This window comes from Gymnodinialimonas mytili (assembly GCF_037544085.1).
Lineage (GTDB): Bacteria > Pseudomonadota > Alphaproteobacteria > Rhodobacterales > Rhodobacteraceae > Gymnodinialimonas > Gymnodinialimonas mytili.
Genome location: NZ_JBBIFW010000009.1, coordinates 17,239 through 29,547, shown reverse-complemented (window position 1 = coordinate 29,547; position 12,309 = coordinate 17,239). Strand labels below are relative to the sequence as shown.

The 12,309-nt window shown below is 60.0% G+C and carries 13 protein-coding genes; 5 read left to right on the top strand and 8 right to left on the bottom strand.

What is annotated here, in order from left to right:
* Positions 1-173: 173 nt before the first annotated feature.
* The gene (locus tag V8J82_RS23000) at positions 174-320 is read right to left on the bottom strand and encodes a hypothetical protein (protein ID WP_339979298.1); all 147 of its coding nucleotides are present in this window, start codon (positions 318-320) and stop codon (positions 174-176) included.
* Positions 321-509: 189 nt separating this feature from the next.
* Entirely contained in the window at positions 510-1,400 is an 891-nt protein-coding gene (locus V8J82_RS22995; RefSeq protein WP_339979296.1) for a LysR family transcriptional regulator, read from the bottom strand.
* 90 nt (positions 1,401-1,490) lie between these two features.
* On the opposite strand from V8J82_RS22995, the gene V8J82_RS22990 reads away from it, so the two are divergent.
* Positions 1,491-2,507, top strand: coding sequence for an NAD-dependent epimerase/dehydratase family protein (locus tag V8J82_RS22990; protein ID WP_339979294.1), 1,017 nt, complete (start codon positions 1,491-1,493; stop codon positions 2,505-2,507).
* 64 nt (positions 2,508-2,571) lie between these two features.
* Positions 2,572-3,045, top strand: coding sequence for a hypothetical protein (locus V8J82_RS22985; protein ID WP_339979291.1), 474 nt, complete (start codon positions 2,572-2,574; stop codon positions 3,043-3,045).
* Positions 3,046-3,162: 117 nt separating this feature from the next.
* Here V8J82_RS22985 and V8J82_RS22980 read toward each other — a convergent pair whose 3' ends face one another.
* The 3 genes from V8J82_RS22980 to V8J82_RS22970 form a co-directional block, all read right to left on the bottom strand.
* Positions 3,163-4,788 (bottom strand): FAD-binding oxidoreductase, encoded by a 1,626-nt coding sequence (locus V8J82_RS22980; RefSeq protein ID WP_339979289.1) that lies wholly within the window; start codon positions 4,786-4,788, stop codon positions 3,163-3,165.
* A 76-nt stretch (positions 4,789-4,864) separates the two neighbouring features.
* The gene (locus V8J82_RS22975) at positions 4,865-5,491 is read right to left on the bottom strand and encodes a glutathione S-transferase family protein (protein ID WP_339979287.1); all 627 of its coding nucleotides are present in this window, start codon (positions 5,489-5,491) and stop codon (positions 4,865-4,867) included.
* A gap of 34 nt (positions 5,492-5,525) precedes the next feature.
* Positions 5,526-5,990 carry a nuclear transport factor 2 family protein gene (locus tag V8J82_RS22970; RefSeq protein WP_339979284.1) on the bottom strand — a complete coding sequence of 155 codons (465 nt, stop codon included), beginning with the start codon at positions 5,988-5,990 and terminating at the stop codon, positions 5,526-5,528.
* A 175-nt stretch (positions 5,991-6,165) separates the two neighbouring features.
* On the opposite strand from V8J82_RS22970, the gene V8J82_RS22965 reads away from it, so the two are divergent.
* Positions 6,166-7,068 carry a LysR family transcriptional regulator gene (locus V8J82_RS22965; protein ID WP_339979282.1) on the top strand — a complete coding sequence of 301 codons (903 nt, stop codon included), beginning with the start codon at positions 6,166-6,168 and terminating at the stop codon, positions 7,066-7,068.
* 74 nt (positions 7,069-7,142) lie between these two features.
* On the opposite strand, the gene V8J82_RS22960 is transcribed toward V8J82_RS22965, so the two are convergent.
* Positions 7,143-7,658: an ABC transporter substrate-binding protein gene (locus V8J82_RS22960; protein ID WP_339979279.1), complete on the bottom strand. Its 516-nt coding sequence runs from the start codon at positions 7,656-7,658 to the stop codon at positions 7,143-7,145.
* A 3-nt stretch (positions 7,659-7,661) separates the two neighbouring features.
* A complete protein-coding gene (locus tag V8J82_RS22955) occupies positions 7,662-8,021 on the bottom strand; it encodes a cupredoxin domain-containing protein (RefSeq protein ID WP_339979277.1) in 360 nt (119 codons plus the stop codon).
* A 169-nt stretch (positions 8,022-8,190) separates the two neighbouring features.
* Here V8J82_RS22955 and V8J82_RS22950 point away from each other — a divergent pair, with 169 nt between their 5' ends.
* Positions 8,191-8,991 carry a cobalamin-binding protein gene (locus V8J82_RS22950; protein ID WP_339979274.1) on the top strand — a complete coding sequence of 267 codons (801 nt, stop codon included), beginning with the start codon at positions 8,191-8,193 and terminating at the stop codon, positions 8,989-8,991.
* Positions 8,992-9,042: 51 nt separating this feature from the next.
* On the opposite strand, the gene V8J82_RS22945 is transcribed toward V8J82_RS22950, so the two are convergent.
* Positions 9,043-9,777, bottom strand: a complete 735-nt coding sequence (locus V8J82_RS22945) for an NAD(P)H-dependent oxidoreductase (RefSeq protein ID WP_339979271.1) — start codon at positions 9,775-9,777, stop codon at positions 9,043-9,045.
* Between the two features lie 476 nt (positions 9,778-10,253).
* Between V8J82_RS22945 and V8J82_RS22940 the strand changes: the two genes are divergently transcribed.
* Positions 10,254-12,077, top strand: coding sequence for an ABC transporter ATP-binding protein (locus V8J82_RS22940; protein ID WP_339979269.1), 1,824 nt, complete (start codon positions 10,254-10,256; stop codon positions 12,075-12,077).
* Positions 12,078-12,309: the final 232 nt, after the last annotated feature.

Genomic DNA, 12,309 nt, shown 5'->3' with positions numbered 1-12,309 from the left:
TTGCCTTGATGCATCCGAGATTTGTACCGAGGCGAGCATCACAATGACGTCGCTGCAAGCGCCGTTTCGCCCGCTAAGCGTTTCTTCCAGCCTCTCGGAACGCTACCAGCTACGGTACAAGCCCTGGGTATCCGTCGGGAAAACGGCAGTCAGCTCTGTTTTCTCACACTCCCTCAATCCGCGCGACGATGAAACTCTGCGATACTGTCCTCGCGCATATTGCCATCCACCATGATCTCGATCTTCTTGTCCACTCGATGGAGTTCGCGCGTGGCACGGCGGATGCCGTTCGCGATCTGTCCGCCCAGGCTCTGTCTCATTTTGGTTGCACTTGGCCAGACACCCGCCTCGATCAACTTACGTCAGACTGTCCCTCGAAGCACAAAGTCAGACAGACAAACCAACCAAGCGCGGCCCGCAGTTAGATCCTCCAAGAAAGGTTGCAATTCGAAGGCTTTGCAAGTCGATGCCGGCATGCGCTCAAGTTTCGGGTTCATCGCGTCGCGGCATCATGTCCTGAATGCCCTGGCCAGATGGTCCATCACCACGCGCACCCGCGGGACATTTCGCAAATCCTCATGGGTGACCAGCCAGGTGTCCATTGCATCGACCTGTAGAGAGGGTAGCACCTGACGGAGGGCCTGGTTCTGTCGGGCGACAGGTATCTGCACTGCGGCGATTCCCAGACCCGCGCGAACGGCGGCGAATTGCGCGGGATGGCTGTCGGTTCTCAGCACAAAATCCTGGGGCGACACACTCGGCAAGACCTGCGCGGCGAGATCCAGATCGGCCTTGGATCGATCAGGGCCTATGATGTCGTGATGTGCGAGATCATCCACGCTCTTCGGTACCCCACGCCGCTCTAGGTAGTCGCGATGGGCGAACAATCCCAGCGGGATGGTCGCGATTTTCTGGGCAACCAATGCTTGTTGTCTCGGATCGGTCATGCGCAACGCGATATCCACTTCCTGTTCCAGGAGATTGGCGCTGGTATTGGACAGGATGAGTTCGACGCGAAGGCCCGGATGATGCGCGCGCAACGCAGCCAACATCGGCGGCAGGACTTCGATCCCGACAAATTCCGACACGCTCAACCGCACGACGCCGCCGACCCCATTGGGCGGAGAGGAGGCCGCCCGCACCATGGCCTCCGACGCCCGCTGCATCGCTCGCACGTGGCCCGCAAGCGCCAGCGCCTGCTGTGTGGGCGCCATTCCATTGACTGAACGCACGAACAGCGCAGTGCCAAGCGCGTGTTCCAACGCGGAAATCCGTGTGCGAACAGTGGGTTGCGAGATCGCCAGACGACGCGCGGCGGCTGAAAGGCTGCCCTCCTCTATGACCGCCAGAAAGGCGCGTTGATCATCCCATTCAGCTTCGGTGCGTCTATGCGTGTTCATAATAATTTTATGAGCTGTCTGGAATATTTAGACAATTCCTTTCTGCCCGATGCAACGCCATCTTCCTCCTATCACCGCAAGGAGGATGACATGACACAGACTTGCAAAGACACACATACGGTGCTCGTTTTGGGCGCGACCGGCGGCATCGGAGGTGCGGTGGCCCGCGCGCTGGCCGACCAGGGTTGGATCGTTCGGGCCATGGTCCGCGACATTGTCAAGGCCAAGGCTGGCTGGACGGGCCCGACCACGCCAAACTTCATCACTGGTGATGCAATGAACCGGGAAGAGGTCGTTCGGGCCGCTACGGATGGGGGCGCCGTTCACGCGATCATCCATGCCGTAAACCCGCCGGGTTACCGGAATTGGGACACCGTTGTGCTGCCGATGATCGACAACACGATTGCCGCTGCGCGCGCCGCGGACGGCGCGCGCATTGTGCTGCCGGGCACGGTCTACAATTACGATCCGGCGACGACCCCGATCATTGACGAGATGACAGTGCAAAATGCGTTGACCCGCAAAGGAAAAATCCGTGTCGCATTGGAACGACGTCTTGCCGAAGCCGCGCCGGAGGTTCCAAGCCTGATTGTTCGGGCCGGCGATTTCTATGGCCCTGACACACGGGCAAGTTGGTTCGCACAGGCAATGATCCTACCCGACAGGCAGGTAAGGAAGGTGGTGAGCATGGCACCCGGCGTGCCGCATGATTACGCGTATCTGCCCGATCTCGCCGAAACCTTCGCACGACTGCTTGATATCTCAGACAAGTTGCGCCCCCATGAGATTGTCCAGTTCCAAGGAACCTGGGACGCGGATGGGCAGACCATGCTGAACACGATCCGCGCGGTGGTCGGCCGCGATGTGCCGCAAAAGGCCTTCCCGTGGTGGTTGATGCGGTTGTTTGCCCCCTTCGGCGGCTTTCCAAAAGAAGCCCTCGAAATCGAACCCGTCTGGCGCCATCCCATGCGGCTGGACAATACGCGGCTGGTGGACTTGCTGGGTGAGGAACCGCGGACACCGCTTGCCACCGCGATCGAGTGCACGCTTAGGGGCATGGGATGCCTGACCGGCACCGCCCCCGCGTCGTCGGTCTTGACCGCCTGACGCTTCCCCATCCCGGCATTTGTCCGATACGCCATTCCCCCCCAAAAAAGAAAGGACCTGACCAATGACCTTCCGCACCTTCCTACTTGCTCAAGCCTTTGGGATCGCCGCCTTCAACGTGGCGATCAACTCGGCATACACTTCGTATCTGTGGGGCGCAGAACAGCAGCTTGCTCTTGGCGAGGTAAGCGCTGATCTGGCGATGACACCGATTTGGATCGGGTTGTTGTCGGTATTGCTCGGGACGTTTTTCATCCGGAAAGCATTCGCGGACGGAACTATGCTCCGCGATGCGGGGATCACATCTCATCCGGTGTTCAGCCGGTTGCCCCGCAATGTGTTGCCCCGTTCGGTGGTTGTGGCTGTGCTTTGTGCGATTGCCTTCGCCTTACCGCTTTTTCTTGCTTTGCCGTTGATTGGAGATGGCGTTCTGACGCCCGTCAATGCCATCGGCACAAAGGCGATCATCACCCTGCTGTTCAGCCTGCTGATCGTGCCTCTCATCGTCTATGCGACCACAGCCGATGTTGTGCAATGAGCCTCGCCACGCCTTCACCCTCGGCAAAATCCCGTTGAGGGCGAAGCAAGACAGCGCCTGCAAGATGACAATGCCGCTGCCTGCCATCGCTTTGGCAGTGAAGGTCGGCACCACGGCTTATGCCACGGGCCCAAAGGTTTCGACATGGATGTGATCCGCCGGGACACCTTGGGTCTCCAACCCGTCGCGGATATCGGAGAGGAAGACCGCGGGACCGCAAAGCATGTAGCGCGCGTTTGGTCCCGCCCCGAGCTTCAGCAGGTCAGTGGCTGTCATGCGCCCGGCCACGTCATAGTCGCGGCCAATGACATCCTCGTCATCCGGATCGCTGTAGAAGACACGCTGTTGCAGGTGGGCCTGGGCCGATACCATCCGGTCCACCTCACCGCGCAGCGCGTGTTGGCGTCCGTTTGCAGCGCCGTGCACATACCAGACAGCGCGGTCTTGGGTGGCTGTTGCGTGAAGCAGGGCGATCATCGGTGTCTGCCCCACACCCGCGCTGACCAGGACAAGCGGGCATCGGTGACAAGGCATCGTGAAGTTGCCTGACGGGTCTTGTGCCTCGATCATGTCGCCCACACGCAGATCCCAGTGGAGGAAGCCTGAAACCAGCCCCTGCGTTTCGCGTTTGACCGTCAGACGATAGTGTCCTCTCTCTGCGGGCGATCCGGATAGAGAGTAGCTTCGCCTGGACAATCCGACCTGCCCGGGGATCTGCACCGCGATGGGCAGATGCTGCCCGGCTTCGAATGGTGCCAGCGGACGATGGTCGACCGGCTCGAAATAGAAGGATGTGATCTGGTCGGTTTCGTTTTCACGCCGGGTTAGCCGCAGGCGCCGGGACAGATGATCTTGGTTTTCCCACCGCAGACCTACCGCGTTCGGACGGTCGATCACCGCGTCGATTTCAACATCAATCATCCGCCATGCATCTGGGTCATGCGCGTCACGTGGGTGCCAATCGACGGTTGCGCGGCCGCTGATATGCAGCAGACCGCCGGTCGCGAAATCCACAAACAGCAATCCGATGCGGGGATCGGACATGATGTTGCCGATCGTGTTGAAGAAATTGTTGCCTGCATAATCGGGGATTTTCAGATGCGTGCCGTCGACCACATGGACAAACCCCGGGGCGCCACCCCGATGGGAGGCATCGTAGCCGTTCGACGCAGCACCTGGGGTGCCCTGATGGCCTGATCCGATAAACATCGTATCGGCGTCGTTGATGCGGCCGATCTGGCTTGGCGTCAGGGCTCGACTGTGCTGCGCCCGACCGTGTTCGGTCTTCGGTATACGGATCCAGGCGCGTTGGTGGATATATTGCGGGCAATTGCCAAAGCTTTGCCGGATATCGATCCTGTATCCTTGGTCGCTTGGTGTCACGTGACCGCTGAAGCGGTTGCGGCGGCGGGATGCCAGTTCAATCCCCAGAACACCCACATCCGCCCCCGAGGCAAATGCGGAGGCAAGCGGATCAGACGCCTCAAGCGTGGTTGCAAGCGTGATCAGATGTGGATTGGGAGAGGCGACAAATCCTTCCGACCCGTCCACAAGTGTCACCCAAATGTGCCCATTCAGGTCGCCACCCGCGACGACGAGACATGGCAACCCGCTGTGGAACGCGCGGTGCTGATCCGGCAGGTAGTCGCGAATGAACCCGCCCGCCCATTTCGCGACGTCGCCGACACCCGCCTTAGCCTGTGCACGCAACTCTCCGTCGTGGAATGGGTGAGCGGGGTCCATTTTTGATATGCCTTTGTCCTATTGGATGTTCGCGGCCGCACGCCAAGGTCGCCGCGTCCCTCGCAGGTGGTGCTGATCAGGCCAATTCTGGGATCGGGGACGCCGCCATTGCGACAAAGCCTGGCTGCGCCTCCACACGGCCAAGCCATGCCCGGATATTGGGATAGGGCACAAGATCGACACCGCCTTCGGGCGCATGGGCGATGTAGCTGTACCCCGCGATATCGGCGATGGTGATCTGATCGGTGGCGAGCCACGCGCGCGTGCTCAGATGACTGTCCATGATTTTGAACAAATCATGCGCCTTGGTCACCGAGGCCGCGTGATCAAGCGGCACGCCAAACACCTTGACCAATCGGGCAGCACAGGGCCCGGCATAGATGTTGTCCGCAGCCACGGTTAGCCAGCGCTGAACCTCAGCGGCTGCTTTCGGGTCCGATAAAAGCCACCCCGTATCCTTCGCATAGGTATTTGCCAGATAGACCAAGATCGCGTTGCTGTCGGCCAGGGTATAGCCGCCGTCATCAATCGCCGGGACGAGGCCAAAGGGGCTGATTTGCAGGAAATCTGGCGCCTTGTGTGCGCCATTGGCCATATCCAGATCGATGGTTTCATAGGGCAGATCCAGAAAGGCGAGCATCAGCTCAACCCGGTGGCAATGGCCGGATTTCGGAGCCCGGTAAAGTTTGATGGGGGTGATCATCGTCTTGTCCTATGCATGGATTTGAACATGGGCTTCAGAAGCCGAAGTCGCTTAATCCTGGGTGATCGTCGGGGCGTCGGCCCGATGACCAGCGAAACTTGCGGTCTTCTTCGCGGATCGGATGCTCGTTGATGCTGGCATGACGGACGGCCATGTAACCCTCATCGTCAAACTCCCAATTTTCGTTGCCATAGGCCCGGAACCAGGTGCCGCTATCGTCGTGGTATTCATAGGCAAAACGCACGGCGATGCGGTTGCCGTCAAAAGCCCAAAGCTCTTTGATCAGCCGATAATCGAGTTCTTTGGCCCATTTGCGGGTCAGGAATGCTTCGATCTCTTCCCGTCCCTGGGGGAACTCCGCGCGATTGCGCCATGTGCTGTCCGGTGTGTAGGCCAGCGCAACCTTGGCGGGATCGCGGCTGTTCCAGCCATCTTCGGCCAAACGCACTTTTTGGCGTGCAGCGTCTTCGGTGAACGGAGGCAGGGGATGGCGGCTCATGTTTGGGTCCTTTTGCATCCAGATGCGCCACGGCGGCGCAGTCGCGGTTGGTGAAGACCTAACCAATCACTTGCTGCGGAATAATACCTGATTTTTAAAAGTCATTATTCCGCCAAATGATAATAACCGTGATATAGATCTCTCCAATTGCAGGATGGGAACCGGGGGAACGCATATGGATCGCATTCAAGCGCTCGAAGTCTTTGTGGCCGTGGCAGAGGCGGAAAGCTTCGCCGAAGGGGCCCGCACCGTTGGCCTAAGCGCGCCGTCTGTGACGCGCGGGGTCAACACGCTGGAAGATCGACTGGGCGCGCGCCTGTTCACGCGCACGACCCGCAAGGTACGCCTAACCGATGTGGGCGCGGCCTATCTGGAAGATGCACGCGGCATCCTGGCCCATTTTCAAGCCGCCAACGAGGCCGCGTCGGGCGCCGCGACGAACCCGGTCGGCAAGCTGAGGATCACCTGCTCGCATGAGTTCGGGCGGATCTATGTCACACCGATCATCACGGCGTTTCTTGACACCTATCCGGACGTGTCCGCCGAGATCATGATCGTCGATCGGATCGTCAACATGGTCGAGGAAGGGTTCGACATAGCGGTGCGCATCGGGGCCTTGCCCTCGTCCGGGCTTGCCGCTGTGCGCGTCGGGTCCGTGCGCCGGGTGATCTGCGGCGCCCCCGATTACTTTAAGCAGCATGGAATACCGCGAACCCCGGCGGACTTGAAAGATCACCAGATCGTTTACGCATCGCCGAATAGCATTGAAACCGATTGGCGCTTTGGGCCGGATAGCGCACATGTGTTGCGTATCCGTCCACGGCTGGTCGTGGGGAGCATGGCCGCAGGGATAGAGGTCGCCCGTCAAGGTTGGGGGCTATGTCGTGTTCTGTCCTATCAGATCGGTCCTGACCTTGCGGACGGTCGCCTGCAGACCGTCCTTGATGATTTCGAGCCAGATCCATTGCCCATCCACCTTGTCCATGTGGAAGGGCGGCGCGCGGTCGCCAAGGTCCGCAGTTTCATCGATTTCGCCGCCGAACGTTTGCGCGCCATGCCAAATCTGAACCTGCCGTGATCTGACGGAAACGGCACATATCTAGACATGTGCGGCGCAGAACCGGATCGCAGTCTCACCATCTGTCGGATCCTTTAGAAAACGGGCCTCGACCGAGAAGCTGGTTGCCAGAAACGCCTCGTCAACGACCTCTTTCGGGGCGCCGAGCGCGACGACGCGACGCTGTTGCAAGACGCAAATCCGGTCGCAGAGCAGCGCGCCCTCAGATCGGGAACAACCTCCTGGCCCCGCGCCTGAAGGTCATAGATCATCGCTAGTTTTTCGATCCCGCGATAGAGATTTGCTGTGTCAAACAGCGCAGAATGCGTGCCGTCGATGCCGACACTATTGTCCTTGTCCTCGCAATCGGTGGGCATCACGCAGGTGGGTATCCCAAGCTCGTGGAATTGCTCGCGCGTGGCCACATGGCCTTCGGGCCCGATATGCCATTCGAACATCACGGTCACCAATTCGGGCCGCCGGTTCATGATGCTTTCGAAGCTGGAATCATTATCCGCCAGACATGCGATGCCGGCATTCAGCTCTTCGAATTCCGGCAGAACCGGGTTGAACCAGACCGATGTGCCCACGACACGCTCGTTAAATCCCAAAAGCTACAGGATCTCGGTTGTCGATTGGCCGAAGATCACGGTCGGATCAGGCGCCTGATCGAAGGTGACGTTGATGTCCTGGCTGATCTGGCCGGACCACGTCGTGGCACCCTCGGGGATCATTCCGGCGATGGACGCGCTGCTATGGCCGCGATCGGTGGCCTGAATCAGAACGCTTTCGCCCGGCTCGATCTGAAGGATGCGCGGCGTGAAGACCATGCGCAAAGCTCTATCGGTGGGATGGCTGTTCAGCATCTCGACAATCGCGACCGGGGCGGCCTGCGCGAACAGGCCCGGGGCGGCAACGCCCGCAATCACCGATGACGCACACATCAAGATTGTGCGTCGCGTGAGCAGTTCCATATCGATCACCTTCAAGGCGGCACTTCGGCTGGATGATCGCACCTTGCTCGGCGCTGCCTATCGAACCTTTCGCCGCAAAGGCTACTGTTTTTATCGGATGTTTCGCGGTGACTGCTTGGGACGCGTCGCCCAGGTGGCGTGATGCCCAGCCGCATGGCATTCTGAACCCATGAAACGCTTTCCCCCAGAACGCATCGTCTGTCTGACGGAAGAAACGGTCGAAACGCTTTATCTGTTGGGAGAGCAGGACCGGATCGTGGGCGTTTCCGGCTATGCGGTCCGCCCAAAACAGGTGCGCCGGGAAAAACCGCGTGTCTCTGCGTTCACGTCCGCCGATATCCCCAAGATCCTGGCGCTTGCGCCTGATCTGGTGCTGACGTTTTCGGACCTTCAGGCCGAGATTGCCGCCGAGTTGATCCGGAAGGGCGTGACGGTGATGGCTTATAATCAGCGAGATGTGAGCGGCATCCTCGCCATGATCTCACATCTCGGCGCGATGGTTGGCCAACCTGCCCGGGCGGCGCAGTTGGTTGGGCAATACGAGCGGCGGTTGGATGAGCTTGCCGCGCAGGCCACGGGCAGGCCGCGCCCGCGTGTCTATTTCGAGGAATGGGATGAGCCGATGATTTCGGGTATCGCATGGGTGTCCGAATTGATCGAAATCGCGGGCGGGCGGGATGTGTTCCCCGATCTGGCGGCCCAAGACGCAGCCTCGGGTCGGATCGTGACCTCCGATCAAGTGATCCGCGCCGCGCCAGAGGTGATCCTGGCCTCGTGGTGTGGTAAGAAAGTTCGGCCCGAACGGATCGCGGACCGGCCTGGTTGGACCGATATCCCGGCAATCCGAGACCGCCGTATATTCGAGATCAAATCCCCCCTTATCCTGCAACCGGGGCCAGCGGCGCTCACCGATGGGCTCGATGCGATCGTAACGGCTCTGTCGGCTCATCCTGAGATCCCGGCCAGCTAGCGGGACGCCGACACCATGGGCCTCAAACGGGCGTCTGGGGGGTGCTTCGGCCTATGATATCAGCCTGACCGCCCGTCCGCTCTCGTCCCAATCCGCCCAACTTGGGAAGGCCAAAGGCTCGGCCTGATCCAGATTGGAAAGATGCTCTGCCCATGCTGTCAGGTTTTTCCGCAGCCTGTCTTGCACGATATGCTCCTCCTCATACCGATATCCGTGGCCCTGAACACCGTAAGAGAGATAGGGCGGCAGAATAGTGAACCCCATATAATGAAGCGAGTATTGAACCGGCCACAGAATGACATCGAGATCACCACCGCGGCTCCCGGGGCCGAACGCTTCGTGCGGCGCGCCGGTGGTGACGGACACCAGCGCGCGGCGCCCCTTGAAGTAGCCGGTATCGTAGCGCATCCGACTGGTATAAAGGCCGCCATTCACAAAGACGCGGTCCATCCAGCCCTTTAGGATCGCGGGCGGGCCGTGCCACCAGAGCGGGAATTGCAGGATCAGCAGATCGGCCGTCTCAAGGTTCCGGATCTCATCGTCGATCGCTTGTGGCAGGGTCCCGGTTTGCCACGCATGACGCTGTTCGCTTAAGGCGGCGAAAGTGTCCGGGTCACTGCGCGACCCATAATGCGCCGCTGTTTCAACAGGATCAAAACCCTGTTGGTAGAGATCCGTGATCGAGGTTGTGCCGCCATGAGCCTGTAAGGCTTCCAGCGCGGCCGCGGTCAAAGCCGCGTTGTAGGAGCCAGGTTCAGGATGGGCATGTACGATATGCGCGTGCATGTGCGGCCTCTCGACAATTTCGATGCTGAGACCAGGCTACGTCGTTCATATTCAGATAGATAATCGGCTAAATCTGCAAAGCAGCATTTCAAAAATGAACACATGGCTGCATCTCCTCGGTGAGGAGACAGGCCTGCAAATTACACAAACAACATCTGCGTCGGGCTGGCGCGAGCTACTCCACAACGTTTTTCGAGGGGCGCGCATGTCTTCCAGCGTGTGTTTCGAAAGGGGTGTGAGCGGCGACGCCAGGATCCGCCCCCGGCGGTCCATCGCCGAGCGCCGTCATTTCAGCCGTTTTCGGGCCTGACATCGGCGCGAAAGGTCGGTATGTAGGCAGTGCGACTCATGATGGAGAGATGTCGATGATGATTTTCAGGACCCCACGCCTGAGCTGAACAAGCCGGTCCTGAAAGGGTGGCTTTGTCCCACCCAACCCTCATCACCATCTCATCCCGCGCCCCATGGAGGGCATCATGTATCGCAAGTTCGAAGATCTCATAAATCCGTTCGCTTTTGTGCCCGGCGATACGCCGCCCTCCACGCTATGGGCCTATATCCGCACGCAGCTGACGCCGTTTCACCGTTGGCTGCCCTGGATGGCGCTTTTGGGTCTGCTGGTGGCGATCATGGAAAGCGCGCTGATCTTCTATTCCGGGCGTTTGATCGATTTGATGAATGCGGCAGGGCCTGCAGCCTTCTGGGAAACCCACAAGCTGGAGGTCACCCTTGCAGCCTTGTTCATCCTGTTCCTGCGGCCGGCGCTGATCACGTTCAACCATTTCTTCCTGGAACAAACGCTGGCCTCGAATATGCAGGAGCAGGCCCGCTGGCGCGCGCATAAGCACCTGCTGGGGCAATCTTCGGGCTTTTTCCAGAATGATTTCGCGGGACGGTTGAGCAACCGCGTCATGCAGATGGGTCCGGCTGTCGAAGACAGCGTCTACATGGCGTTCGAAGGGATCTGGTTTTCCGTCACCTATGTCGCTGGTGCGATCCTGATCCTGTCGCAGATCGACATTCGCCTGGGACTGCCTCTGGCGATTTGGCTGGTCGTTTACATCTTCTATGTGCGGCGGATCGCCGTTCGGGTCGCCTCGGCCTCGGAAAAGTGGTCGGATGCGCGCTCGCTGGTCACAGGCCGGGTCGTTGATGCCTACGCCAATATCGAGACCGTCAAACTGTTCTCGCACGGGGATCGGGAAGAGGCCTATGCGCTCTCGGCCATGCGCCGTCTGCGGCTACGGTTTCAGCGCTTCTTGCGGCTGATGACCGAGCTTGCCTTCGGCCTGAACGCCATCAACGGGATGCTGATGGTGGGTGTGATCGGGCCTGCCATCTGGCTTTGGACCCAGGATATCGTGACCGTGGGTGAGGTCGCCGCGGCGGCGGCCCTGACGATCCGGTTGAACGGGATGAGCGGGTGGATCATGTGGGTGACGATCCGGCTGTTTGAACATGCAGGCGTGATCCGTGAGGGCCTGCGCTCGATCGCCAAGCCGCAGGATGTGGTGGATGCACCCGGTGCGATCCCGCTGGTCGTGCGCGAGGCCGAGATCCGGATCGAGAACCTGACCCACCATTATGGCAAGGGCCATGGCGGGCTCGACGGGATCAACCTAACCATTCCAGCCGGTCAGCGTGTTGGCCTGATCGGGCGTTCGGGTGCAGGAAAATCGAGCCTTGTCAATTTGTTGCTGCGCTTCCGCGACGCAGAGCGCGGGCGCATTCTGATCGATGGGCAATCAGTGGCAGATGTCACGCAGGATAGCCTGCGCGCTCAGATCGGCATGGTAACACAGGACAGCTCGCTCCTGCACCGCTCGGTGCGGGCCAATATCCTCTATGGCAATCCCATGGCGAGCGAAGCCGAGGTGATCGCCGCGGCGAAACGGGCGGAGGCCCATGATTTCATCCAGGATCTGCGTGATCCCGAAGGTCGTGCGGGTTACGACGCGCAGGTCGGTGAGCGCGGTGTGAAGCTGTCAGGCGGGCAACGGCAACGGATCGCCATTGCGCGGGTCATCCTGAAAAACGCCCCGATCCTGATCCTGGACGAGGCGACCTCAGCCCTGGACAGCGAGGTTGAAGCCGCCATTCAGGAGACGCTTTACGGTGTCATGCAAGGCAAAACGGTGATCGCCATCGCCCACCGATTGTCGACCATCGCGCAGATGGATCGCATCGTCGTGCTGGATGCCGGCCGTGTCGTCGAAGATGGCAGCCACGCAGACCTCCTGGCGCAAGACGGCCTCTATGCGGGCCTGTGGGCGCGGCAATCGGGCGGGTTCCTGGGCTGATCTTTGTTCTGAAAAGGGGCGCTCGCTCAGCAATTCCTCGAAAGGCTGCGCATCATTTTGCGCCTCTCATACAAGGGTTCATTGCGTTGACGTAATGAAGTCGGGTCTGCCTGCGGGCGCATCGTCTTTGGGGGCCGGCTTGTGGGTCGGCCAGACAGATCCCGGATAAAGGCGATCCCATTCTCTACGCCTGGCTCAGGCTGGGCGACGGGGCCTTTGCCGGTTGCGTTAG

Bases quoted from the DNA above. Each gene is read 5' to 3' on its own strand.
- V8J82_RS22980 (WP_339979289.1), bottom strand. From the start codon at position 4,788: ATGGACCCCGCTCACCCATTCCACGACGGAGAGTTGCGTGCACAGGCT.
- V8J82_RS23000 (WP_339979298.1), bottom strand. From the start codon at position 320: ATGAGACAGAGCCTGGGCGGACAGATCGCGAACGGCATCCGCCGTGCC.
- V8J82_RS22975 (WP_339979287.1), bottom strand. From the start codon at position 5,491: ATGATCACCCCCATCAAACTTTACCGGGCTCCGAAATCCGGCCATTGC.
- V8J82_RS22945 (WP_339979271.1), bottom strand. From the start codon at position 9,777: ATGCACGCGCATATCGTACATGCCCATCCTGAACCTGGCTCCTACAAC.
- V8J82_RS22955 (WP_339979277.1), bottom strand. From the start codon at position 8,021: ATGGAACTGCTCACGCGACGCACAATCTTGATGTGTGCGTCATCGGTG.
- V8J82_RS22950 (WP_339979274.1), top strand. From the start codon at position 8,191: ATGAAACGCTTTCCCCCAGAACGCATCGTCTGTCTGACGGAAGAAACG.
- V8J82_RS22985 (WP_339979291.1), top strand. From the start codon at position 2,572: ATGACCTTCCGCACCTTCCTACTTGCTCAAGCCTTTGGGATCGCCGCC.
- V8J82_RS22965 (WP_339979282.1), top strand. From the start codon at position 6,166: ATGGATCGCATTCAAGCGCTCGAAGTCTTTGTGGCCGTGGCAGAGGCG.
- V8J82_RS22990 (WP_339979294.1), top strand. From the start codon at position 1,491: ATGACACAGACTTGCAAAGACACACATACGGTGCTCGTTTTGGGCGCG.
- V8J82_RS22970 (WP_339979284.1), bottom strand. From the start codon at position 5,990: ATGAGCCGCCATCCCCTGCCTCCGTTCACCGAAGACGCTGCACGCCAA.
- V8J82_RS22940 (WP_339979269.1), top strand. From the start codon at position 10,254: ATGTATCGCAAGTTCGAAGATCTCATAAATCCGTTCGCTTTTGTGCCC.
- V8J82_RS22995 (WP_339979296.1), bottom strand. From the start codon at position 1,400: ATGAACACGCATAGACGCACCGAAGCTGAATGGGATGATCAACGCGCC.